At 63.0% G+C, this 24185-nt stretch carries 15 protein-coding genes and 2 pseudogenes; 6 read left to right on the top strand and 11 right to left on the bottom strand.

Annotated elements, in window-relative coordinates:
* Window positions 1–193: 193 nt before the first annotated feature.
* Window positions 194–871, top strand: coding sequence for a fatty acid hydroxylase family protein (locus JFV30_RS08505; protein WP_201123036.1), 678 nt, complete (start codon window positions 194–196; stop codon window positions 869–871).
* 54 nt (window positions 872–925) lie between these two features.
* Here JFV30_RS08505 and JFV30_RS08500 read toward each other — a convergent pair whose 3' ends face one another.
* The 4 genes from JFV30_RS08500 to JFV30_RS08485 all read right to left on the bottom strand — a co-directional run bounded on the left by JFV30_RS08500 (window position 926) and on the right by JFV30_RS08485 (window position 6715).
* Window positions 926–2395, bottom strand: a complete 1470-nt coding sequence (locus JFV30_RS08500; protein ID WP_201123034.1) for a PPC domain-containing protein — start codon at window positions 2393–2395, stop codon at window positions 926–928.
* A 121-nt stretch (window positions 2396–2516) separates the two neighbouring features.
* Window positions 2517–3581, bottom strand: coding sequence for a lipocalin-like domain-containing protein (locus JFV30_RS08495; RefSeq protein ID WP_201123032.1), 1065 nt, complete (start codon window positions 3579–3581; stop codon window positions 2517–2519).
* A complete protein-coding gene (locus JFV30_RS08490; protein ID WP_201126152.1) occupies window positions 3571–6045 on the bottom strand; it encodes an FtsX-like permease family protein in 2475 nt (824 codons plus the stop codon). The genes JFV30_RS08495 and JFV30_RS08490 overlap by 11 nt, the downstream gene beginning before the upstream one ends.
* 1 nt (window position 6046) lies before the next feature.
* A complete protein-coding gene (locus tag JFV30_RS08485) occupies window positions 6047–6715 on the bottom strand; it encodes an ABC transporter ATP-binding protein (protein WP_201123030.1) in 669 nt (222 codons plus the stop codon).
* Window positions 6716–7062: 347 nt separating this feature from the next.
* On the opposite strand from JFV30_RS08485, the gene pmrG reads away from it, so the two are divergent.
* The 3 genes from pmrG (at window position 7063) to JFV30_RS08470 (ending at window position 11327) form a co-directional block, all read left to right on the top strand.
* Window positions 7063–7746 (top strand): lipopolysaccharide core heptose(II)-phosphate phosphatase PmrG, encoded by a 684-nt coding sequence (pmrG, locus tag JFV30_RS08480; protein ID WP_010175200.1) that lies wholly within the window; start codon window positions 7063–7065, stop codon window positions 7744–7746.
* Between the two features lie 348 nt (window positions 7747–8094).
* Window positions 8095–9750, top strand: coding sequence for a lipid IV(A) 4-amino-4-deoxy-L-arabinosyltransferase (gene arnT, locus JFV30_RS08475; protein ID WP_201123028.1), 1656 nt, complete (start codon window positions 8095–8097; stop codon window positions 9748–9750).
* A 59-nt stretch (window positions 9751–9809) separates the two neighbouring features.
* A complete protein-coding gene (locus JFV30_RS08470; RefSeq protein WP_201123026.1) occupies window positions 9810–11327 on the top strand; it encodes an ArnT family glycosyltransferase in 1518 nt (505 codons plus the stop codon).
* Here JFV30_RS08470 and JFV30_RS08465 read toward each other — a convergent pair.
* From JFV30_RS08465 to JFV30_RS08445, 6 genes and pseudogenes are all read right to left on the bottom strand, one after another.
* Window positions 11308–12162 carry an alpha/beta fold hydrolase gene (locus JFV30_RS08465; RefSeq protein ID WP_201123024.1) on the bottom strand — a complete coding sequence of 285 codons (855 nt, stop codon included), beginning with the start codon at window positions 12160–12162 and terminating at the stop codon, window positions 11308–11310. The two genes, JFV30_RS08470 and JFV30_RS08465, sit on opposite strands and share 20 nt — an antisense overlap.
* An 864-nt stretch (window positions 12163–13026) precedes the next feature.
* Window positions 13027–13287 (bottom strand): ABC transporter ATP-binding protein, encoded by a 261-nt coding sequence (locus tag JFV30_RS33045; protein WP_242487043.1) that lies wholly within the window; start codon window positions 13285–13287, stop codon window positions 13027–13029.
* Window positions 13288–13323: 36 nt separating this feature from the next.
* Window positions 13324–14605 (bottom strand): annotated as a pseudogene (locus tag JFV30_RS08460) (ATP-binding cassette domain-containing protein); the annotation flags it as partial.
* Window positions 14602–15429 carry an ABC transporter permease gene (locus tag JFV30_RS08455; RefSeq protein WP_201123022.1) on the bottom strand — a complete coding sequence of 276 codons (828 nt, stop codon included), beginning with the start codon at window positions 15427–15429 and terminating at the stop codon, window positions 14602–14604. The pseudogene JFV30_RS08460 and the gene JFV30_RS08455, both read right to left, overlap by 4 nt.
* Window positions 15429–16406, bottom strand: coding sequence for an ABC transporter permease (locus tag JFV30_RS08450; protein ID WP_169387776.1), 978 nt, complete (start codon window positions 16404–16406; stop codon window positions 15429–15431). Before JFV30_RS08450 ends, JFV30_RS08455 begins: the two co-directional genes overlap by 1 nt.
* A complete protein-coding gene (locus tag JFV30_RS08445) occupies window positions 16403–17986 on the bottom strand; it encodes an ABC transporter substrate-binding protein (protein WP_010175207.1) in 1584 nt (527 codons plus the stop codon). The genes JFV30_RS08450 and JFV30_RS08445 overlap by 4 nt, the downstream gene beginning before the upstream one ends.
* A 234-nt stretch (window positions 17987–18220) precedes the next feature.
* Between JFV30_RS08445 and JFV30_RS08440 the strand changes: the two genes are divergently transcribed.
* The gene (locus JFV30_RS08440) at window positions 18221–19573 is read left to right on the top strand and encodes a tetratricopeptide repeat protein (protein ID WP_201123020.1); all 1353 of its coding nucleotides are present in this window, start codon (window positions 18221–18223) and stop codon (window positions 19571–19573) included.
* Window positions 19574–20354: 781 nt separating this feature from the next.
* Here JFV30_RS08440 and JFV30_RS08435 read toward each other — a convergent pair.
* Window positions 20355–21386, bottom strand: coding sequence for a P1 family peptidase (locus JFV30_RS08435; RefSeq protein ID WP_201123018.1), 1032 nt, complete (start codon window positions 21384–21386; stop codon window positions 20355–20357).
* A gap of 306 nt (window positions 21387–21692) precedes the next feature.
* On the opposite strand from JFV30_RS08435, the pseudogene JFV30_RS33575 reads away from it, so the two are divergent.
* Window positions 21693–24130: pseudogene (locus JFV30_RS33575) on the top strand (TonB-dependent receptor plug domain-containing protein).
* The last annotated feature ends 55 nt before the right edge of the window (window positions 24131–24185 follow it).

Below are 24185 nucleotides of genomic sequence, written 5' to 3'. Positions count from 1 at the left end.
GGCGGGGCAGAGCCCTTTGCTTACTTTGGGGCTTTTCCAAAGTGAGTCGCTGTAAGAGCGAAACCCTAAGTGGCCATAACAAAAATAACGGATATGTACACAGAAATACGCCCCACCCCCCACACGAAACCAGGCAAAACCCCCAATCCCAACTAAGCTCACCCCCCAACAAAAACAACACCGAGCGCCCCCAATGACCCACCCCACCGAGGCCTTCCGCGCCACCTACCGCGCCAACATCAGCCCCCGCTACAACCCGTGGCTCCACGCAGGTTTCGTCCTCGGCTACGGCCTGCTCTGCATCACCTTGTTCTGGTCCACCACCCAGCACATCCAACCCCTGGAATGGCTGACCATCCCCCTCACCCTGATCTTCTTCAACCTGTGCATCTACCTCGTCCACCGCCACCTGGGCCATCACAAACACCCAGCCGCCCGGCTGTTCTACGCCCGCCACACCGGCGACCACCACAGCTTCTTCACCCCCGGTCACATGACCTACGACAGCCCGCGAGACTGGCGCGTCATCCTGTTCCCCGCCTGGCTCATCCTGATCCACAGCCTGGCCATCACCCTCCCCGCCTGGTGGCTGCTCAAACACCTCAACCCCAACGTCGCCGGCCTGTTCGCCGCCTGCATGATCCTCGGCTACCTGCTCTATGAGTGCTTCCACGCCTGCGAACACCTGCACCCCGACCACCCCGTAGCCCGCTTGCCGTGGATCCGCCAGATGCACCACCTGCACGCCCTGCATCACCGCCGCGAATTGATGCAGGGGCGCAATTTCAATATCGTCCTGCCGCTGATGGACTACCTGTTCGGCACCCTGCATTGGGAACCACAAGCCCGCGAATCAAAAAAAAACCCATAAAAAAACGCCCCACCTAAGTGGGGCGTCTCCAGGTCAAAAAGGGTTTATGCGCCCTTAGCGGCCAATGATGTCCTGGCTGCAGATATGCCCCAGGCTCACGTAGGGAACGTTATCGCCACCGACGCCGACATTCGGCAGTTCCTTGAGGTCGATGCGCCAGCCGCCGACGTTGTACCAGGTGTCCCAGAGGTATTTCACACCGGTGCTGCTGTCGTAGTACTGGGCACGGTAGTCACCGACGCAACCGCCCAACTCTGCATTCCCCGAGGTGCTGCCCGCACTGTCGGTGATGGCCGGGAATACGGTCCAGTGGAAGTCCGGACCCGGAACAAAGCGCTTGTCCACCTTGAGCAGTGAAGTGACCCCCACCAACGGTACGCCAGTGCTGTCTTTCCATTCGGTAGACCAGCTCATGTTACGTCCGGCCTGGGTCGCCAGAGGCTCGATACCCACCGGGATTCGGGTCACCGTGCCGCCCTTCACATTGAAGGCGGCCAGGTGCGGGCTTGAACCGAACGTCAGCTTGTACTCGGACTTGGCGTCCCACGCCTCGGCCGGGTTGGCCCGCACACGCGCCTTGTAGACAAAGCCCGGCGCCCGGCTGGGGAAGGTCGCCGTCGAACCACCCGGAATGGTGACCCAGGTGCTGCCATTGAAGTACTCGAAAATCCACTGGTTGCGCACGCCCTTGTCGTCATCGCCGAGGAACAGGCTGACACCCTGCCCACGTGCGGCGGTAAAGTCGAAGTAGTCAAGGTCGTCCGGGCTGTCGAGGTTGCCCGTCAGGTAATTCAAACCGTCTGGCAAGGCGAAGGCTGTTTCCGGGGTGTCGTTGGGCTCGTAGGAGTCGATCGCGGTGTTGACGATCGCGCCGAAGTCGAAGGCCGAGCCGTCAGCCACCTTGGCATCCAGGAACCAGTAGTAATCTCCGGCGTCCAGGATGCCGCTGATGATTTCGTCACTGTTGCCCGGGTTATCAGAGGTGATCAGTGCCGTCAGGTTGTTCTGCCCGTCGTCCTGGAACAGCGTCAGGGCCATTTCGGTACCCGGCTGCTGACCGGCGAGGTAAATCTGCACCTTGGCCTTGGCTGGCACATTGAAGTGGAAGCACTTGGACTCGCCGCTCAGCAAGCCGTCGTAGCTGTAACCGACATTGATATCGAGGCTGTCACACAGCGGCACAAACGCAGCCTGGGCAGCAGGCGCCTTCGCCGGTTTTACCAGCCGGGCCACCGGCGAAACCTGCACACTTTCAGCAGGCTGCACCGCGCTGGCAACCTTCCTGGACACACCGAGGGGCTTGGCTTTCTGCGCGGCCTTGAGCTTATCCACTACCTGCGCCGAAGAGCCCGTGGCTTGCACCTTGCCCCCGGATTTCAGTGCACTCTTGACCGCTGCACTCAAGCTTTTTTCGCTCAGGTGCACGCTGCTCTGCGAAGGGTATTGCTCGGCGAGGGCAAAGGCCGAAACGAAGCTGGCAGCCATCATGGCCGCGCCCAGTACAAAGGCTTTTTTAGATTTCATTTTTTATCCATCCATAGTTAAAAAATTGAAGCTCAGGTAACCGGTGACATCCGGTCACCTGGGATGGAATCTAATTAATAACTGTATATATGTCCAGTACTTTGTAAGCCGATTCTTACAATCAGTACCCGGTCATCTCCAGATACCCCACCCCGCCCTGAAATTTCACCGGCCCTTCCCAGTAAGGAATGCTCAGGTTCATCCAGGCTTCGGGATTGAGCGCTTGGGCAGTGATGTCCAGATGCTTGCCCGGGATTTTCAGCGACCATTGGGTGGGAATGCTGCGCCCATCAATCGTGGTGGTGGCCAGTGGTGTCAGCTGGATGTCCTGGTTGTGCAACGTCTGTGTCTGGCCCTGCTGGTCGATCCAGGTGCCGGTCAGGTACGACGGCCCGTCTTTCTGCCGCACCCTGAACAACATCAACTGCTCGCCGCTGTCCAGGTGCAGGGAGAACCAGTCCCAGCCGGTCTGGCTGGCGGTCAGGGGCTGGCTGCTCCATTCGCGGTCGAGCCAGGCGGTGCCTGTGACCTGGTAGGGTTTGCCGTCGATGGTCACACGGCCATCGGCCTGGAAAAACGGCTGGCTGTAGTAGTACGACGCCTGGCCCTGGTCGGATTTTCGGCTGTAGCCGTTCTCGCCCTGGAGCACCAGCGGGCGGCTGGAGGTCAGGTGCAGGTCGTAGCTGAAATGCTCACCGGCAGCCGCCAGTTGCATGTCCGCCAGGGAGCTGGTGGCACCGGGGCGGGTGGCGAAATTCCAGTCGTCGATCCAGGCGTTGAACGGTTCGGCCTGGGCCCCCGCCTGCCCCACGCCGCCACGGGCATAGCGTTCGGCGGCGTAATGGCGGGTGGCCGAGGTGACGGCGGCGTGGCCCAGCCAGAGGGTCGAGTCGTGCCAGCCCGGTTGCGTCGGCCCGGCCTTGAGCGCGTTGCGAAACAGCGTCCATTGCACGCCATAGGCATTGCCCTCGGCGTCCTTGAGGTTGGCGGTGAGGTACCACCATTCGATGCGATAGCCGTCATGGGGGCCGTGGTCCTCGGGGAAGCTGAAGACTTTGCCGGGCTCCACTTGGGCGAAGTCCGCAGCCTGGCTGCCCAGCCCGGCGAAGCTTTCTTCAGGTGCCGGCGGTTTATCGCAGGCGCCCAGCAGCAGGAACGTCGCCCACAGCAGGTACTTAATCTTCATTGGCAAAGGTCCTCAGCAAATCCGCCGGGCGACTGCGGTACAGCTGCCACAACGGCCAGGCCGACGCCAGCAAGGTGGCCAACATCCCCAGCCCCAGCAGTTGCGCCAGTTGCGACGGAAAAATCTGCAACGGCAGGCGCCAGCCAAAGGCCTGGACATTGATCACCACGTCCAGGCACCAGGCCAGCAGCAAGCCCAAGGGCAGCGCCAGCACCAGGGTCAGCACCGCCAGCAGCCAGGTCTGGCCGAGGTTGAGCAGCATCAATTGCCGTCGTGTCACGCCCAGCGCCCACAACGGCGCCAACTGGCCAAGCCGGCTTTGACTCTGGGTCAGCAGGCTGATGAACAGCGCCACGCCGGCCACGCCCAGAGTCAGGCTGTTGAGGGCGGCGGTGGCGGCGAAGGTGCGTTCGAAGACCTGGCTCGACCAGCCCTTGAGTTGCTGCTGATCGACGATGCGGCTGTCTTCCAGGGCGAACCGGTCCTGCACTTCACGCACCAGGGTGGGCACGTTGCCCGGCAATACCCGCAGGTTGAAACGCGCCGGCGACAATCCCGGCCAGTGCTGCAACAGGTGCCGCGAGTTCACCAGCAAGTGGCCCTTGGGGTTGCCATAGTCGGCGTAAATCCCCACCACCTTCGGCGACCATTGACCCTGGGGCGCAGGGATGTGGATCACATCGCCCAGCCGCACCTTGAGCCGGCGCGCCATCTGCTCGCTGAGCATCAGGGTGTCGTCTTGCAGCAACTGTCCCCAGGGATCCGCCGCTGCTTCGAGCAACGGCCAATGCTGGCGATAGGTTGAGTCGTCGACCACGCCGAACAGGTCCGCCGGCCAACCTTGCAACTGCACCGCGACCTGCCAGGTGGGCAGAACGGTCTGTACCAGAGGCTGTTGTACCAGCCAGGTGTGCAACTGCTCGGCCTGCGCCGGGTTTTGCGGGTTGAGGTACAGCTCGGCGGTCAGGCGTTGCTCCAGCCAGTTGTTGAAGGTCTGGCGAAAGCCCGAGGTCATCGAGCCCGCGCCGATATTGGCGGCCAACGCCAGCAGCAAGGCCATCAGCGCCAGGCTCAGGGCCGGCAACTGCTGGCGGCAATCGGCGAGAAACCATTGGCCCAGTACCGAGCGGCTGCGCCCCAATACGGCCTTGAGCACCCCATTGAGCACCACCGGCAAACCCAGCGCAGCGCCCAGCAACAACGCAGCCATCAATACAAAACCGCTGGCCAGGCTATCGCCGAACACCAGCGCCAGCAGCGCGATCAATAAGGCAGCGCCCGCCACCCAGCCCTGGCGCCGCAGCCAGCGCCCATGGGCGTGGTGCCAGGCTTGGGCATTGGCCAGCGCCAATAACGGCAAGCGCGCCGCCCGCCACAGGCTGCTGGCCCCGGCGAGCAACGCGCCGAGCAAGCCCAGGCCCAGGCCACTGAGCCACCACAGTGGGCTGAGGCTTAATTGGCCGGGCACCTCGGCGCCATACAGGCCGCGCAAGCTGGCGGCGACGTCGGGCAGTAACAGGCTGGCCAGCACGTACCCACTGGCCACGCCCATCAGGCCGCCGAGCACGGCCATGCCACCGAGTTCGACCGCCAGGCTGAGGATCAACATCCGCGCACTCACCCCGCACGCACGCAAGGTTCGCAGCAGGCCGCGCCGCTGCTCCAGCGCCAGGCCGATGGCGGCGTGCACGATAAACAGCCCCACCACAAAGGACAAAAACCCCAGCGCGTCGAGGTTCAGGTGGAAGCTTTCGGTGAGGCGCGCGAGGTTGTTTTCCTCGGCCTGTTTGAGCTGGAGCAGCCCATTCAATTCAGCCGGCAAGGCGGGATGAGCGGCGGCAAAGGCCTTGTCCAGCAGCAATCGAGACAGGCGCTGGGGCATGTCGAGCAGCGGTTGGGCGAAGCCGATGTCGGTCAGTAGCAGTCCGGGCGCCATGTCCGGTTGAACGTGCAGTGGCGGCAGCGCCAGCCCGGCGGACGTCTGCGGCTGGTCGCCCTCTTTCAGGCCCAGCGCCTGCAAGGTCTGCGGCGCGATCCAGGTGCGTCCTGGCGGGTTGAAGAACGCGACCATCTGCGCCCGGTCCAGGCTCTGCCCGGCCACCGCACCGCCGCCGGGCAACGACACCGGGTCGATGCCCATCACTTGCAGGCGCTGGTCTTCATGCCCCTTGAGCAGCACCCGGCCCTGCACCACCGGCGACACCGGCCACCCGGCGCGGCGCAGTTCGGCAAACAGCGCCTGGGGGAAGCTGGCACCGTCCGGCGTGCTGAGGCTGGCCTGGGGTTCACCGCCGATCAGTTGGCTGGCCCGGGCGTAGCTGTCCCGCGCCTGGCTGTTGAGGGCTTGCACGCCGGTCAACAGCGCGGTGGCCAGCCACAGGCCGGTAAGCACGCTGAAGAACTGCACGGGGTGGCGGCGCCAATGGCTGAGCAGCGCGCGCAGTGTCCAGTAGAAGACGCGCACCTCAGCGGGCGTCCGCTGCGAGTACCCGGCCACGCTGCAGCACCACTTGCTGGTCCAGGCGCGCAGCGATTCGCGGGCTGTGGGTGACCATCAACAGGCTGGTGGGACTGTCCCGCAGCAGGTCCAGCAGCAGTTGCAGCACTTCGTCGCTGGTGGCTTCGTCGAGGTTGCCCGTAGGCTCGTCCGCCAGCAGCAAGCCGGGCCGCGATGCCAGGGCCCGCCCCACGGCCACCCGCTGCTGCTGGCCGCCGGACAGTTGTTCGGGATAACGCTTGAGCAAGTCCCCCAGGCCCAGGCGCTCCACCAATTGCGCTTGCCACGCCGGATCGAAGCGCCCGGCCAGGCGCGCCTGGAACGCCAGGTTGTCTTCGACCCGCAGGCTGCCGATCAGGTTGAACTGCTGGAACACCAGGCCGATCTCGGTGCGGCGCCAGTGGGCCAGTTGCGCTTCGTTCATCTGGTCCAGGCGCTGATCGCCCACCTGGAGGCTGCCACGGTCTGCCCGGTCGAGCCCGGCCACCAGGTGCAGCAGCGTGCTTTTGCCACTGCCGGACTCGCCCATCAGCGCCAGGCTGCTGCGCGCGCCCAGGTAAAGGTCGACACCCGCCAGCACGGCCAACGGCCCCTGCGGCGTGCCGTAGCTCTTGTATACCCCTTGTACCTGCAGCATCACCCTTCCCCACCGGTTCCTGGATTGAGGCCGAGAATAACGGTTGTCACATTTTTATGTCACAACCATGGGCAAAAGGAGCGCCCTATGACCCGCTGCAAATTTTTCACATTGATTTCACTCGGCGGCCACCCGCCGCACTCTAAATTGCCGCCCATGAGCAGATAACAGGTTGGTTATTTTCAAACACCCGTTAGTGCACATGAATAATTTTTTATATCGGTATGTTCAGCAAAAAGACAGCGCCCCTGTGACACGCTTTTGCACATTCCTGCATAAGCGCTCTTCACTTGGCGCCCTGCCTAACTTGCTGCCGCCAGTTACCGGATTACGCCTGGAAGTTACCTATGGTGAATAGTGTGGTTGACCTGACTCTGAGCAAGTCTCGCTCGCGCTGGGCATTTATAAAACAGCTGAACAAGCTCTGGCTTGGCGTGGCGGCTATCGTGATGGTCAGCCTGGCGGTGACTGCGTTTATCTGGTGGCCACGCTCGCCCCTGGACCTGGGCGTGGGCCATCGCCTGCTCACTTCCGGCGCCCTGGAAGCCTGGCGCAACGGCGACCTGGTGGTGCTGGTGCGCCATGAAGAACGTTGCGACCGCTCCACCAACCCCTGCCTGGGCCCGGCAGACGGCCTGACCACGCTCGGCTCGTTGTCTGCCACGGCCGTAGGCAAGGCCTTTCAGACCCTGGGCATGGAAAACACCGACGTCCTGAGCAGCCCCACCACCCGCACCGCCCAAACCTCGCTGTTCATGTTCGGCAAGGCTGAGTTGTCACCCGGCCCGCTGGCCATCTGCGGCCCTGCCATCGGTGAGGAACTGCGCCCCCACAAGCTGCCTGATCGCAACTTGCTGCTGGTCACCCACAGCGCCTGCATCAGCGACTTTGAGGAGGCGCTGGGCTTCGAACACGCTGCGCACGCTGAATACGGCAGTGCGTTGTTTGTAAAGCTTCTGCCCAACGGCAAGTTCAAGGCACTGGGCATTATGAACAGCAAGGACTGGGCCGCCGCACTCAAACAACTTTAGAACACTTCTTTACATTTAATCATTCAAGTTCGTTCAGCAAAAAGACAGCCGAACCATGGCATCTTTTACGGTTTTAACTGGGCTTTTATTCAAGAAATTCTTAGCTCGCTAACTTTTCACAAGTTAACAACATGATGATGACTTTCGATGACTCATTGGACGCCGCCCGTTTAACGAGCTTGACTAGGGCGCATGGATATTCAATTCCGCGCCCACTAACAGACTGTTTAAGGAATAACGTTCTGTGCCGCATTTTTACCCGACCCTGACCACCCTCCACCCCTCGCGCATGGCTGATCCAGCGCTCGCGCTGATCCACCGTCAATACCGCCTGAGAGTGCAATAGCCATGACCCGCCTTAAACCTTTGCCCGTATTGCTACTGGCATTCGTGATGTTCTATTTGTTGCCGTTGGGCCTGCACGGCCTGTGGATTCCCGACGAATCCCGCTACGCCCAGATCAGCCAGGAAATGATCATGAGCGGCAACTGGGTGGCGCCACATTTCATGGGCGTGCGCTATTTCGAAAAGCCCGCCGCCGGTTATTGGCTGATCGCGCTGGGCCAGGCGATCTTTGGTGAAAACCTGTTCGGCGTGCGCATCGCCTCTGCCCTGACCACCGGCCTGAGCGTCATGCTCGCCTACCTGATCGCCCGCCGGTTGTGGAACGACCCGCGCAAGAGTTTTGCCTGCGCCCTGCTCTATATGAGTTTCGGCCTGGTGGCCGGGCAAGCCGGTTACTCCAACCTGGACCCGCAATTTACCTTTTGGGTCAACCTGAGCCTGGCGGCGCTGTGGTTTGCCCTCGACAGTTCCACTTCCCGCGCCCGACTTGCCAGCTGGGCATTATTGGGCGTGGCCTGCGGCATGGGCTTCATGACCAAGGGCTTCCTGGCGTGGTTGCTGCCGGTGCTGATCGCGTTGCCTTACATGCTCTGGCAGCGTCGCCTCGGGGAGCTGCTGCGCTATGGCCCGCTGGCGATTCTGGTGGCGGCCGTGGTGTGCCTGCCCTGGGCCCTGACGATCCACCTGCAGGAGCCGGACTACTGGCGGTTCTTTTTCTGGCACGAGCACATCCGCCGATTTGCCTCCGACAACGCCCAGCATGCGCGGCCCTGGTGGTTTTACCTGCCGCTGATGGTGGTGTCCTGCCTGCCGTGGGCGGCACTGCTGCCGGCGACGCTGTGCAAGACCTGGAAGGAAAAGCGCCAACCCGCCATCGTCTTCCTCGCGCTGTGGATGCTGTTGCCCCTGGGCTTTTTCAGCCTGAGCAACGGCAAGTTGCCGACCTACATCATGCCGTGCCTGCTGCCGCTGGCGTTGCTGATGGGCCATGCGTTGATCGACCTGCTGGCCAATGCCCGCACCCGTACGCTGCGCTTCAATGGCCTGCTCAACCTGGGCATCGGCCTGGCGGCGATGATCACGCTGATCTACCTGCAAATCGCCAGGCCGCTGTACGGCAACAGCCACAGTGAGATGTTCAACCTGTCCCTGACGTTCATCGTGCTGATGGGCTGGATGCTCGCCAACCTGCTGCAATCGTTTCGCCCGCTGACGCTGTGGGCAATGCCGGCGCTGGGTATCGGCCTGCTGGTGGCGTTGTTGCCGGCCGGCATGCCGGCGCTGATCGAAGACAACGAGATGCCTGACCAGTTTGTGCTCCAGCACCTGGACGAACTGCAACAGACCCACGCACTGCTGAGCAACGAACTGGGCTCTGCGTCTGCCTTGTCATGGCGCCTGCGCCGGCCCGAGGTCGCGTTCTACGACACCGAAGGCGAGTTGCGCTACGGCCTGCAATACGCCGACTCGATGCACCGCAAGGTCGACCTGGACAGCGTTCAGGCCTGGCTCAAGCAGGCGCGCCAGCAAGGTTCGGTGGGCGTGCTGATGCGGGTCAGGAGCACCAGCGAAATGCGCGAAGCCGGGCAATTGCCGCTGGGGGGCAAGCGTTATTACAAGGGTGACCTGGAGATCATCATCTACCCCCAATTGCCGTAACACAGCCGCACTAATGTGGGGTGACCCATTCAACACTCATCCCACATCGGAACCGCTGCATGAACTTCTGGAAAACCGAACGCGGCGCCCTGCTGCTGCTCCTGAGCGTATCCGCCGTGATTCTGCTGCTGGGCCTGGGCGCCCGCGACCTGTGGGGCCCGGAAACCCGCTGGGCAAACATCACCCTGCAAATGCTGCAAAGTGGCGACTACTTCGACCCGTACCTCAAGGGCACGCCGTATTACGACAAACCCCTGCCGTCGTACTGGCTGATCACCGGCCTGGCCAACCTGATGGGCGGCCTGGGGCCGTGGTCGCTGCGCCTGTCATCGGTGATCGCCGCGTGGCTGAGCATCTGGCTGGTCTACCTGATCGGCGAGCGCCTGTTCCGCAAGGGCACCGGCCTGATTGCCGGCTGGATGCTCGCGACCACCTTCTACTTCATCTTCTGGGCCCGGGTGGCCACGGCAGACGTGCTGACCGTGTGCGGCGTGCTGGCGGCCGTCTGGTGGTACTGGCGCGGCCCGGACGACACGCGGCTGGGGCGCTACACGGTGTTCTTCCTGTTGCTGGCGGTGACGTCGCTGTTCAAGGGCTTGATCGGCTTCGTGCTGCCGGGCCTGGTACTGCTGCCGCACCTGCTCAGCGAACAGCGCTACAAGCGCCACCTCAACCTGCGCCTGGTGCTGGCGGTGATCATCGCCGGGGCGTTCTACGCGATCCCGTTTGTGCTGTCCCATCTCTACGGCGCGCCCACCTACGGTGAAAGCGGCCTGGAACTGGTATTCCGGGAAAACGTGGTGCGCTTCTTCGACCCGTTCGACCACATGGGGCCGATCTACACCTACCTGATCTACCTGCCGGCCTACACCCTGCCCTGGGCCCCGTGCTGGATCCTCGGCCTGTGGCTCGCCGTACGGCACTGGCGCGACACCCCGCCCCATACGCGCTGGCTGGTGTGGGGCCTGGGCCTGCTGTTTGTGTTCTTCACCGCCAGTGGCAGCCGGCGCAGTTACTACGTGCTGCCGCTGGTACCGTTCGCGCAATTACTGGCGGCCTGGTGGGTCAGTGAGCGTATCGCCCGCAAAGGCACGGTCGGGCGCGGCTGGTACCGTGGGTTCGGCATTGCCGCCGGGGTGATGCTGATGGTGCTCGGGTTGGTGTATCCGTGGACCAATGGCAACGGCGGCGTGACCCGTTTTGCCGACGACGTGCAGGCCGAGGCGGTGAAAAGCGCGCCGTGGAATGAGTGGCAGATGGTGATGGTGGAAGTCGACAACAAGGTGCCGATGTACCTGCAAAACCACGGTGCGCCGTTCTACTACGTGGCTGAAACCCAGGACTTCCCGCGCGAGGGTGACAGTGCAGCGTTCATGGCGTGGCTGGACAAAACCAGCGGCCGGCACTTCGACCCGCAGCGCACGATTATTGTCGCGCAGTACACCAAGGACGCGCCGGCGCCGCTGGCCTACCTGGGCAGCGATCATCAGGTGATCAGTACCCAGCCGGACAATGGCGAGCGGTTGTTTCACAAGCGCGACGGTGGCAGCGTGGCGTTTATTCCGACAGCGCCGTGATCGGGGTCTTGGCGTTTAATCGGTGAAACGCGGCCAGTACGTCGTCGGGTTTTTCCAGCATCAGTTGGTGGCCGCAGTCGGGCAGCAAATGGAACGTGGCATGGGGTAGATGCCGGGCCAATGCTTCACCGCCGCTGGCCGGGGTCAGGCCGTCACTGTCACCGGCCTGTACGCTCACCGGCAAAGTCAGGGTAAGCAGTGCGTTGGCGTCTGGCCATTGGGCGTTTTTCATCAGGGCCTTGAACATGTAGAGCGGGTTGCGCTGGGTGAGCTTTTCTTCGTAGGCGACCAGGGCGGGGTCGGCCTTGGCGCTCCATGCGGCCTGGCGGAAACCTTTGGCCAGCAGTGGGCGCAGCCATTCCAGGATCCAGGCGGGCAGGCGCATCAGGCCACCGCTTCTGCCGGGGCGGTTCAGTTGGGTGCCCAACAATAATGCGGATTCGATGGGGATCACGGGTTTGGCCAGCAAGGTGCTGAGGGTCAGGCCGGTGCCGAAGGAATGGGCGATGATCAGGTTGCGGGAGCCGGCGTAGCGTTTGAGGATTTCCAGATAGTCGGCGACCAGCTCAGGCCAGGCGTAGGCCTCGGGGTTGCGGGGTTTTGCGCTGGTGCCGTGGCCTAGCAGGTCCCAGGCGACCAGGCTGTAGCCCTCTGTTTTCAGGGCTTGCCATTGATGGCGCCATTGGTCCTTGTTGCCGCCGGCGCCGTGGCAGAAGAACACCACCGTGTCGGGTTGGGTGGTGCCTACGTGATGGGTGAGACTCAGGTGGCGGTTGGGGCGGATTTCCAGTTGTTGGCCACGGATCAGTGGCAGGTCATCGAACGTGGTGGTCATGGGGTTTATGATTCCTCGGTGGCTTGGATTGGGGGCATATCCGTTTCTTCGGTTATGGCCGCTATGGGTTCCGCTCTTACAGCGGCTCACTTTTGAACAGCGCAAAAGTAAGCAAAACGCTCTTGCCCCACCACTCGGCACCTCGCCTAGGCTCGGTGTGCCCTCACTCCGGCATTACTACGCGGGCCGCCGCGACGGGGCGTCCCTGCCCCGTCGCGGCTAAACCGGCGTCCTGCCGGTTTACCCGCTCCGTACTACCTGCGTTCGGCCAGCGTGGTTTAACGGGGCGCCTAAGATCAAGATCAAAAGCAGATCAACAGCACAGCGGCCTACCGGCCGGCTTGAGTGGTGTGAAGCAAAATCAAAATCTAAAGCGGACACAGTCCCCCTGTAGGAGCTGGCTTGCCTGCGATGGCATCAACTGGGTGCATCTGAAAAACCGAGTTGTCTGCATCGCAGGCAAGCCAGCTCCCACAGAAAAGCAGAGCCGCAGCAGTTTCAGATTTGGTTTTCGCTTTGGCTTTTGATCTGGCTTCTACCACTCAAGCCGGCCTGTAGGCCGCTGTGCTTTGGCTTTTGATCTTGATCTGACTGCCCCAATAAGCCCGAGGCCGAACGCAGGGGGTGCGGAGCGGGTAAACCGGCAGGACGCCGGTTTAGCCGCGCTGGGCCAAGGATGGCCCATCGCGGCGGCCCGCGGAGCAGCGCCGGAGTGAGGGAACACCGAGCCTTAGCGAGGTGCCGACAGGCGGGGCAGAGCCCTTTGCTTACTTTGGGGCTTTTCCAAAGTGAGTCGCTGTAAGAGCGAAACCCTAAGTAGCCGTTACCTAAATAACGGATATGCCCCCATCCCAGCAACCCAAGTCAGATCGCCTCAGCCATCAACAACTCCCGCGTATAAGGATGCCGCGCATCCGCAAACAGCGCCCCCGTCTCCCCCTGCTCCACCACCCTCCCCCGGTGCATCACCGCAATCCGGTCACACAACCGCGCAGCCACCCGCAGATCATGGGTAATAAACACAATGCTCAACTTCAACCGCCGCTGCAACGACTCCAGCAACTCCAGAATCTGCACCTGAACCAGCGCATCCAGCGCCGACACACACTCATCGGCAATCAACACCTTGGGCTCCACCGCCAACGCCCGGGCAATCCCGATCCGCTGGCGCTGCCCCCGAAAACTCATGGGGAAACCGCTCAAACGCCGCTGCCGGCAACCCCACTAATTCCAGTAACTCACGCGCTCGCCGTTCAGCATCAACCCGGGAAACCCCTTGCACCAAAGGCCCGGTCATAACGATCTGCCCCACCGTCTGCCGCGGATTGAGCGACGCAAACGGGTCCTGGAAAATCATCTGCACCTCACGGCGCAATGGCCGCAGCCGCCCTTCAGACAGCCCCGCCACCTCGCGCCCCAACCACTCGATCCGCCCGCTGTCGGCGCGCAACAAACGCACCAGGCACCGGCCCAGGGTCGACTTGCCCGAGCCCGACTCCCCCACAATCCCCAACGTCTCGCCTTCACGCAATTGCAGCTGAACCGCGTCCAGCGCCTGGGTGGTACGCCGCCCCCACCAACCGCTACGACTGCTGAAAACCTTGCCCAATGCCTCGGCCTTCAACACCACCGGACCGGCGACCGGCGCACGCGGCACCAGCGGTTGCGCCGACACCGCCGCCAACAATTGCCGGGTGTAGTTTTCCCGGGGCACACGCAATACCGCCGGCGCCGTGCCCTGCTCCACCACCCGGCCTTTTTCCAGCACCAGCACCCGGTCGGCAATCGCTTCGACCACGGCAAAGTCGTGGGTGATAAACAACAGCGCCATGCCCTTGTCCTGCTGGATCTTGCGCAGCAGGTCGAGGATTTGCGCCTGAGTGGTCACGTCCAGCGCCGAGGTGGGCTCATCGGCAATCAACAATGCCGGATCAAACGCCAGCGCCATGGCGATCACCACCCGCTGACGCTGCCCGCCGGACAGTTCAAACGGATACGCCAGGCGCAGCCGCTCAGGGTCGGGCAAGCCGACATAACCGAGCAAATCCACCACCCGCTGACGCCGCACGCGTGCCGCTGCCACGCCATGGGCGCGCAGGGTTTCATCGATCTGTTCGCCCACCCGCAACAGTGGGTTGAGGGCGCTCATGGGCTCCTGGAACACCATGCTGATATCCCGACCGCGCAGTTGACGCATGGCCTCTTCACTGCGTTCAGCCAGGTCTTGATCCCGGAACACCAGGCGTCCGCTTTCCACCGTCAGCGGGTCCGGCAACTGGCGCAACAACGCCTTGGCCAGCATCGACTTGCCCGAGCCGGATTCACCCACCACACACAGGCATTCACCACGGTCCAATTGCAGCGACAGGTCGTACAGCGCATGGCTGCGGTCTGCACCGGCCGGCAAGGCGATACGCAGATGCTCAACACTCAATAACGTCATAGCGACCTCCCTGGCTCAAAGGCCACACGCAAGCCTTCACCCACCCGATTGACCGCCAGCACACACAGCACAATCGCCAGCCCCGGCAGGAAACTCATCCACCAGGCATCCCGCAGCAAGCCACGGGAGGCATTGATCATGTAACCCCAGCTCATGGCTTCCGGGTCGCTCAAGCCGAGAAACGCCAGGGCCGCTTCGGTGAGGATCGCCGTGGCCATGACAAACGTCATGGTCACCAACAACGGTGCCAGGGCGTTGGGCAAAATCTGCTGGGCGATGATCCCCAGCGGTGACTGCCCCAGCACCCGCGCGGCCTGCACGAATTCGCGCTGGCGCAGGGTCAGGAACTCGCTGCGGACCAAACGCGCCACTGCGGGCCAGGCCACCAGGGCGATTGCCAGCACAATGGAGAACAAGGACGGCTCAAGAATCGCCACCAGGATCACCGCCAGTACCAGTTGCGGAATGATCTGGAAGAACTCGGCAACACGCATCAGCACGCCGTCGACCCAACCACCAAAATAACCGGCAACGGCGCCCACCAGCAGGCCGACCACCAGGGTAGCCAGGCTGGCCAGGGCACCCACCGCCAGGGACACTCGCGCGCCGTACAGCAGGCCACTGGCGAGGTCGCGACCGAGCAGGTCACTGCCCAGCCAATGGGCAGCGTCGTGGAATGGCGTGAGCATCGGCTGGCTGTTCATCTCCCACGGCGAGCTGCTGGTAAGCCAGGGTGCAGCGATCGCCAACACCGTCAACAACAGCAAAAACAGCGCGCCAATCAGCGCTGACGGCTGGCGTACAAAACGTCGAAGAACCAGCATCAGCCTTGCACTCCTGCACCGATACGCGGGTCGAGAAAACGACAGATCACATCGGTCAACACGTTAAAACCCACCACCAGGATCGAGATCACCAGAAAACCGCCCATCAATACGCCGTAGTCACGCTGGGCCAATGAGTCATACATCAAGCGGCCAATCCCCGGCCAGGAATACACCACCTCCACCAGCAACGCGCCGCTGGCCAGTTGGCCCAATTGCAAACCGGCAAAAGTCACCACCGGCAACAGCGCATTGCGCAATACGTGCACGTAGAGAATCCGCCGTGGATGCAGGCCCTTGGCATGGGCGGTGCGCACGTATTCCTGGCCGAGCGCGTCGAGCACGGCGGCGCGGGTCAGGTGGATGTACAAGGCGAGAAACAGCACGCTCAACGACACGCACGGCAGCAGCAGGTGCTTGAGCCGGTCCACCAGGGAGAAATCCTGCGCCACCGTTTCCATGCCGAACGCCGGCAGCCAATCCAGGCTGACGGAAAACAGCAGGATCAACAGCATCGCCAGCCAGAATGGCGGCATCGCATACAGCAGCAACGCGCCGTGGGAGATCACACCGTCCAGCCAGTGACGCTTCTGCCGGGCCCGCGCGGCCAAGGTGCCGAGGGTGACGCCGAGCACCGACGACAGCAAGAATGCCGACCCCATCAGGGCCAAGGTCGCCGGCAAACGCTCGGCAATCAGCGACCACACCGAGGTCTGGTTGCGATAGGAATAGCCCAGGTCCAGATGGGCGATGTTGCCCAGGTAGATCAGCAACTGCTGGAGCAACGGCTTGTCCAGGCCCATGGTCTGGCGCAGGTGTTCGATGAACTGCACATCATCCACCCCCGCCTCGCCGGCCAACAGCAGCGCCGGGTCACCCGGCGCCAGGCGGATCAGCAGAAAGCCCAGCACCAGCACCGCCACAATCATCAACAGTGCCTTGAGCAGGCGGCCGCTGACATACAGCAGCCCGTTCATGGCGCGGGCGCGTCGAGGTAGACGCTTTCGTAGTCTTCGTTAAGGCTGGTGGCGGTCTGCAGCAGGTTCTTCACCTCTTTGTGGAACAGGGTCGGGTAGCGCATTTCGAAGATCGGCGCGATCGGCAGGTCGGTGTTCAGCACGTTCTCCAGCTGGCTATAGAGCTGGGTGCGCTCCGGGCCTTCCGGGGTGTTGGCCACCTTGGTCCACAGCGCATCGGCCTCGGGGCTGTTGTAGCCGCTGACGTTGGCAAACGGCGAAGTCTTGAGGATGTAGTCGGAGCGGTACAGGTAGGCGTTGGTCAGGTACGGGTCGCCGATCTGGAAGATGAAGTTGTAGGTCAGGTCGAAATCCCAGTCGCTGACGCGCTGGAACCAGGTGGCCGCATCAGACGTCACCACTTGCACCTTGAAACCCAGGGGTTGCAGGGCTTGCTTGGTGTATTCGGCCAGGCGCTCCCAGGCGCCGCCCTTCTCGCCGTTCAGCAGGCGAATGCGCACCGCGCCCACGTCCACACCGGACTCGGCAATCAGCGCCTTGGCCTTTTTCACGTCATAGGTGTACTGCGGCAATTGCGGGTCGTGGTACGGCGAAGTGGACACGAACTGGCCGGGGGCAACCTTGCCCGAGCCGAAGAAGATGTTGTCGACGATGAACTGGCGGTTCAGTGCGTACAGAATCGCCTGGCGCACCTTGGGGTTGTTCAGCGGCGGCTTGCGCGTGTTGATCTGCAGGAAGGCCAGGCCGGAGTACAGCTCCCAGCCTTTTTCCGAGGACTGCACGTCCGGCAAGGCGGTCAGGCGCTTGAGGTCGGAATAATCGGCATCACCGCTGCGCAGCACTTGCACGTCGTTGCGCTCGAAGGCGGCCGCGCGGGACGAGCCGTCCGGGATCACGTGGAAGATGATGCCGTCCAGGTGGGGCAGGCCCTTTTTCCAGTAGTCGGGGTTCTTGGCCAGCTTGATATAGGCGCCGCGCTTCCATTCCACAAACACGAACGGGCCAGTGCCGACGGGCTTGAGGTTGTAGGGGTTGTTGCGAAAGTCGGTGTTCTCGTAGAGGTGCTTGGGCACCACAGGCCGCAGCCCGCTGCCCAGGGCCGAGAGCAGCGGCGCAAAGGGTTTCTTGAGCTGGAAGACCACTTGCAGCGGGCCCTTGGCGGTGATGCTGTCGACGTACTCGGTGAAGACGCCGCCCAGGCGCTTGTCCACTTCGGGGTAGAAGGTCTGGAAGCTGAACACCACGTCATCGGCGGTGAAGGCATGGCCGTCATGCCAGCGCACGTTGTCCTGCAAATCGAAGGTGTAGGTCAGGCCATCGGGGGAAACAGTCCAGGCCTTGGCCAATACCGGCTTGGGCTTAAGGTCAGTGTCAAAAGTCAGCAGGCCCTGGAGGATCTTGCCGCTGACGTACTGGGTGGACACGTGGCTGACCACACCGTGCATCAGCGACGGCGGTTCGGGTTGGGCCACCAGGTTCAGCACGCCGCCGTCATGGGGTTGCGCCTGAGCGGTGCCGGCCAGCAGCACGGCGCCAAGTCCCAGGTATGAGAGGACGCGGCGAAAAGATAAAGGGCGCATGGAGACTCCTTGACTAAGGTTTTGTCAGGGATTTAGCAAGGGCTGTGCCATGGCACGACGGGCCGCGTTTGCGGGCGTCATGGGCCATGGCAGTGATGAAAAAACCACAGTGGCAGGGGCGAGTGTGGAAAAAGCAACAGCGGCTTGTGGCCCATTTGCAGCAAACACGAGGCTATGCCGGCTGGCACAAGGTTTGCCCTTGTTACGGCATCTGAACCACTGAGTTTGAAGCGCATGTCACTGGATTACCTGGGCAACCCCATCGACACCCTCAACCCCGCCACCCGCCAGGGCCTGGATGATTTCATCGGCGGCTTCCTCGGCTATCAGCCCCGCGCCGAGGGCATTCTGGCAGCGGCCGATGCCGACCCTGATTCAGCCCTGGCCAACGGGTTTGCCGGATTGCTGCTGATGTTTATCGAGTCGCCCGAAGGCCCTGCGCTGGCCGAGAAATACCGCCAGCGGGCGGCGGCGGTGAATGCTCGGCATCCCCGGGCGCAGCTGTATCTGAAGCTGTTGCAGGCCTGGATCAACGATGAGCTGGACGAGGTGCTACGCCTCAGTGAACACCTGCTGGACCTTTATCCCCGGGACCTGTTTGCCGCCAAGCTCAACCAGTACCTGGAGTTCAACCGGGGCAATTGGCCGGCGCTGCTGCGGATCGGGGTGAAGGCCACGGCGGGTGCGCCGGACATCGCCCACAGTCACGGGTTGCTGGCGTTTGCTTATGAGCAGTGTCATTTGCTGGAAGAAGCCGAAGCCAGCACACGGGAGGCCTTGCGTTTGCAGGCGTCCGAGCCGTGGGCTCATCACGCGCTGGCCCATGTGATGCTGACCCAGGGGCGCATCGAGGAAGGCATCGGGTTTCTGGAGCAGGTGAAACACCACTGGGACGGGTTGAACTCGTTTATGTACACCCACAATTGGTGGCACCTGGCGTTGTTTTATCTGGCGCGTGGCAAGGATCAGCGGGTGCTGGAGATTTATGACCGGCATGTGTGGGGGATCTTGCCGGAGTACTCCCAGGACCAGGTGGGCGCGGTGTCGTTGCTGGCGCGGCTGGAGTTGGCCGGGATTGATGTAGGTGAGCGCTGGCAGGCGTTGGCGCCTTACCTGCAGCGCCGGGTCGGGGATGCGGTGCAGCCGTTTTTGAGTGTGCAATATCTGTATGGGCTGGCCCGGGCCGGCAAGCCAGAGGCGGATCAGTTGTTGGCAGCGTTGCGGCGGCACAGCCTTGATGGGCGGCCGGTGTGGGGGGAAGTGACGTTGCCGCTGGCTGAGGGGTTGTTGGCCCATGCGCGGGGGGATGCTCAGCGAGCGCTGGAGCAGTTGGGGATTGCGCTGCCGCGCTTGAACGAGATTGGCGGGAGTCATGCCCAGCGGGATTTGTTTGCGCAGGTGGAGCTGGATGCGCGGTTGCGGGTTGGGGATTGGCTCGGGGCGCAGCAGACGCTGGAATTGCGCCGGCGGTATGACGGGCTGGATGTGCCGACGAATCGGGCTTTGGTGGGGGTGTATGAGGCTTTGGGGTTGCCTGAGCAGGCGCTGCGGGCGCGGGCGCGGATTGGGGGGATATCCGTTATTTAGGTAACGGCCGCGTATGGTTCCGCTCTTACAGCGGGTCACTTTTGAAAAGAGCCCAAAAGTAACCAAAAGGCTCTTGCCCCACCACTCGGCACCTCGCTAATGCTCGGTGTGCCCTCTCTCCGGTACTACTCCGCGGGCCGCCGCGACGGGGCGTCCCTGCCCCGTCGCGGCTAAACCGGCGTCCTGCCGGTTTACCCGCTCCGTACTACCTGCGTTCGGCCAGCGTGGTTTAACGGGGCGCCTAAGATCAAGATCAAAAGCAGATCAACAGCACAGCGGCCTACAGGCCGGCTTGAGTGGTGTGAAGCAAAGGCAAAATCAAAATCTAAAGCCAGAGCGGGCACGGTCCAAATGTGGGAGCTGGCTTGCCTGCGATGGCATCGCCTCGGTGTACCTGAGAGACCGAGTTGTCTGCATCGCAGGCAAGCCAGCTCCCACAGAAAAGCAGAGCTGCATCCGTTTCAGATTTGGTTTTCGCTTTGGCTTTTGCTCTGGCTTCTACCACTCAAGCCGGCCTGTAGGCCGCTGTGCTGTAGATTTTGATTTTGATCCGGCTCTGACTGCCCCAATAAGCCCGAGGCCGAACGCAGGTGGTGCGGAGCGGGTAAACCGGCAGGACGCCGGTTTAGCCGCGCTGGGCCAAGGATGGCCCATCGCGGCGGCCCGCGGAGCAGCGCCGGAGTGAGGGAACACCGAGCCTAGGCGAGGTGCCGACAGGCGGGGCAGAGCCCTTTGCTTACTTTGGGGCTTTTCCAAAGTGAGTCGCTGTAAGAGCGAAACCCTAAGCGGCCATAACAAAAACAACGGATATACACCCCAACCTAAGCCCGCGCAGCAAACACCCCCGGGCAATCGACCGGGCCACGCAGTCAGCCGCCGCCGACCCAATCCGCCCAATCTCCACCTGCCGCCGCGGCCCATCCGTCAACTCCACCGCCCCGGAGGCCAACGCAAACACCGTATCCCCATCAAACGGCAAATGCGCCGGCCGCACCGCCCGGGCAATCCCGTCCTGAGCCATGATCGCCACCCGCTTGCACTCCGCCACCGTCAACCGCGCCGTACTCGCCACCACCACCAACGTCGTGTTGGCCCCCGCTTGCAAACGCCCCATGGAATCCAGCCGCGACAACTCCGGCATCGGGTCACTGCAGTCCATCGGTGTCACCGGCCGCGCCCCGCCAAACTCCCCCGCCACCTCCCACGGCCAGGCCCAGAACGTCTCGCCATCGGGCATGTACACCGACCCAATCGGGTTCGCCACCACCAAGGCGGCAACCACCAGGCCATCCCCCAACTCCAGGGACGCCGTACCCAGCCCACCTTTCAACACCCCGGCCATGGCCCCACGCCCGGCCCCGACCGAGCCCAGTTCAAAGTCCGGCCCGGCATTGGCCAACGCTTCAAACCCCAACCGCCGATACGGCGGCTCCAGGCCCCAATCCTTGTTGCCACCGTTGGCCAGGTCATGCAACACCGCCGCCGGCACGATAGGAATCGCCGGTGCACCCGGCTTCAAATGCAACCCCACCTGGTCCTGGGACAGTTTCGCCGCCACCGCGTCGGCGGCCCCCAGGCCAAACACCGAGCCACCGGCAAACACCAGGGCGTGAAGCTGGCCGACCATGTTCTCGGGCTCCAGCGCCGCCGTTTCGCGACCGCCAGGGCCGCCACCGCGAATGTCGATACTGGCAGTCCAGAAACCATCCGGGCGGATCACCGTGACGCCGGTGTCGGCGTGCAGGTCCGTGGCGTGGCCAACCTCCAGGCCGGGAATATCAGTGAGGGCGTTGCGCGGGCCGGGTCTAGGCATACAGAAAAGCTTCCTTGGGTTTAGGTATGGCGTGGGGAGAGCAAGGGGTGTGCCAAGGAGGCGTTTCCCCGCCCCAGCGTACGCGGGCAGCTTCGCAGAAAAATCCCCTGCACAAAAACCAACACCCTGCCCTCCCGCCTGTTAGAAAAACACCACCCGCCGCCCCATCCCGCCAACAACCCCTTGTAATCCAAGACTTTTCAGCGATGGCACAGCCTTTGCTCTCCTGCCTCCACCAGAGCTTGAACTCAACAAGCCGCCCTCGAACAAGGCTCGTCGCCTAACCACACTGGAGTGTTGCACATCATGAATCCATCACGCGTCGCAGGCCGCCGCCAACCCGGCAAGGCCTTCGCCCATACCCTGTTGTTCCTCGCCGTGTGCGAGGCCGCCAGCTACAGCAGCCTGACCCTCGCCGCCGATGCCCCGGCCAGCGATAACCCGCTGGACACCGTCGTGGTGATCGGCAACCGTGGCCAGGCGCGCACCCTGGCCGAGAGCCCGGCGCCGGTGGATGTGATTTCCTCCAAGCAGTTGCTCGCCACCGGCCAGGGCGACCTGACCCGCGCCCTGAGCAAGGTGCTGCCGTCGCTCAACCAGCCGGCCTCGTCGGGCTTCGGTTCGACCTCGATCGTGCGCCCCATCAGCCTGCGCGGCCTGAACGGTGACCAGGTGCTGGTGTTGGTCAACGGCAAGCGCCGCCACAACAGCGCGCTGTTGAACAACGCCACCTCCCTCAACTCCGGCTCACAACCGGTGGACCTGGACATGATCCCCACCGCCCTGGTGGATCACATCGAAGTCCTGCGTGACGGGGCCTCGGCGCAATATGGCTCGGACGCCATCGGCGGCGTGATCAACATCGTGCTCAAGCAGACCGACCATGGCGGCAGCTTGTCCACCACCTACGGCCAGAACTATGAAAACGGCGACGGCGAAACCGTGCGCCAGACCGGCAACGTCGGCCTGGCCCTGCCCAACGACGGTTTCATCAACCTCGCCCTGGACGTGAAAAAACAGAACGTCTCGGACCGTTCCGACGCTGCGCCCTACACCGACAGTGCCGGCAACACCAGCCAACGCCACACCTACTACGGCACCGGCCTGCCCGAGGCGAAGAACTTCAGCCTGGGCTACAACGCCGAACTGCCGGTCGCTGACGCGCTGACCCTGTACTCGTTCTCGACCTACACACACCGCAACTCGGAAAAACCCCTGGCCTTCCACCAGCCGGGCAGTTTCAACGGCATCCAGACGCCGTACCCGGAAGGTATCGAAGACAACCTGCGTTTCATCGAAGACGACTTCCAGGTGGCGTTCGGCGGCAAGGGCCAGGCGGCTGGCTGGGACTACGACCTGTCGAGCACCTATGGCCAGGACCATGCCCGGGCCACCCTCACCGACACCTATAACCTGAGCTACGGCCCGACCTCGCCGACCTCGGTAGACACCGGCGTGAAAACCTTCAGCCAGTGGACCAACAACCTCGACCTGACCCGCGCCTTCGACCTCGGCCTGTACAAGCCGACGCAGATTTCCTGGGGCCTGGAACAGCGCTACGAAGACTACAAGATCGGCAAGGGTGACCTCGCCTCCTACGCCAGCGGGCCGTTCGACACCGGCGCCAACGGCGCGATTATTCCACCCGGGACCATTTCCGGTGCGGGCACCACCCCGGCCGACGCGGCCGAAAAAGCCGCATCAGCCTCGCGGGCTACGGCGAAGTCGGCCAGGACTTCACGGACAAATGGCACGTGGACCTGGCCGGACGCTACGAGCACTACAACGATGGCTCGGGCACCACCACCAACGGCAAGATCTCCACCCGCTACCAGCTGACGCCGATCCTGGCCGTGCGCGGTACCTTCAGTACCGGGTTCCGTGCGCCGTCCCTGGCCCAGCAGATCTACAGCTCCACCTCGCAAACCAGCGTCAACGGCCAACTGTTCGACTACCGCAACGTGGCGGTGAATTCCGACGTGGCCAAGGCGTTGGGTGCGACCACCCTCAAGCCGGAAAAGTCGACCAACTACAGTGTCGGGCTGACCCTGCAACCCACCGATAACACCAACATCACCCTGGATGCCTACCAGATCGTGATCAAGGACCGCATCGCCCAGACCGGCTACCTCGGCGGCACCCCGCAGATCAGCGCGATCCTCGCGGCCGCCGGCCTCAACCCGAACCAGGCAGTCACCTACTTCACCAACGCCCTCGACACCACCACCCGTGGCGTCGACCTGGTGGGCGACTACCGCCAGGACATCGGTGCCTATGGCAGCCTGAAATACAGCGCCGGGTTCAACTGGAACACCACCCAGATCGACTCGATCCACGCCTCCGCCGTGGCCGCCCAGGCCCTCGGCCCGGACGGTGGCTATGACCGTCAGCGCCAAGGCAACCTCAAGTACGGCCTGCCGCAATCCAAACTGCTGCTGGGCACCACCTGGACCTACGACAAAGTTGAAACCAGCCTCAACCTGACCCGCTACGGCTCGTACACCGAGTACGGCACCGCCGAGATTTACGACCGCAACTTCGCACCGACCTGGATCACCGACCTGAACATCGACTACCACCTGACCAAGGCGGTGACCCTGAATGCCGGCGCCAACAACCTGTTCAACAAGTACCCGAAACGCACCGACCTGGTGAGCAGCTCCGGCGGCTTCCCGTACGGCACCTTTTCGCCTTACGGCACCACCGGTGGCTACTGGTACACCGGCGTGACGTACGCCTTCTGACCCAGCCCGCGGGGCCGGTTCGCCGGTCCCGCGCCTGACCTTTTCCGGGAGCCTG

It is taken from the genome of Pseudomonas sp. TH32 (assembly GCF_016650855.1).
In the GTDB taxonomy this organism is placed as follows: Bacteria; Pseudomonadota; Gammaproteobacteria; order Pseudomonadales; family Pseudomonadaceae; genus Aquipseudomonas.
This window is presented reverse-complemented; position numbering and strand designations above follow the sequence as displayed.

Bases quoted from the DNA above. Each gene is read 5' to 3' on its own strand.
- JFV30_RS08505 (WP_201123036.1), top strand. From the start codon at position 194: ATGACCCACCCCACCGAGGCCTTCCGCGCCACCTACCGCGCCAACATC.
- JFV30_RS08500 (WP_201123034.1), bottom strand. From the start codon at position 2,395: ATGAAATCTAAAAAAGCCTTTGTACTGGGCGCGGCCATGATGGCTGCC.
- JFV30_RS08495 (WP_201123032.1), bottom strand. From the start codon at position 3,581: ATGAAGATTAAGTACCTGCTGTGGGCGACGTTCCTGCTGCTGGGCGCC.
- JFV30_RS08485 (WP_201123030.1), bottom strand. From the start codon at position 6,715: ATGCTGCAGGTACAAGGGGTATACAAGAGCTACGGCACGCCGCAGGGG.
- pmrG (WP_010175200.1), top strand. From the start codon at position 7,063: ATGGTGAATAGTGTGGTTGACCTGACTCTGAGCAAGTCTCGCTCGCGC.
- arnT (WP_201123028.1), top strand. From the start codon at position 8,095: ATGACCCGCCTTAAACCTTTGCCCGTATTGCTACTGGCATTCGTGATG.
- JFV30_RS08470 (WP_201123026.1), top strand. From the start codon at position 9,810: ATGAACTTCTGGAAAACCGAACGCGGCGCCCTGCTGCTGCTCCTGAGC.
- JFV30_RS08465 (WP_201123024.1), bottom strand. From the start codon at position 12,162: ATGACCACCACGTTCGATGACCTGCCACTGATCCGTGGCCAACAACTG.
- JFV30_RS08455 (WP_201123022.1), bottom strand. From the start codon at position 15,429: ATGCTGGTTCTTCGACGTTTTGTACGCCAGCCGTCAGCGCTGATTGGC.
- JFV30_RS08450 (WP_169387776.1), bottom strand. From the start codon at position 16,406: ATGAACGGGCTGCTGTATGTCAGCGGCCGCCTGCTCAAGGCACTGTTG.
- JFV30_RS08445 (WP_010175207.1), bottom strand. From the start codon at position 17,986: ATGCGCCCTTTATCTTTTCGCCGCGTCCTCTCATACCTGGGACTTGGC.
- JFV30_RS08440 (WP_201123020.1), top strand. From the start codon at position 18,221: ATGTCACTGGATTACCTGGGCAACCCCATCGACACCCTCAACCCCGCC.
- JFV30_RS08435 (WP_201123018.1), bottom strand. From the start codon at position 21,386: ATGCCTAGACCCGGCCCGCGCAACGCCCTCACTGATATTCCCGGCCTG.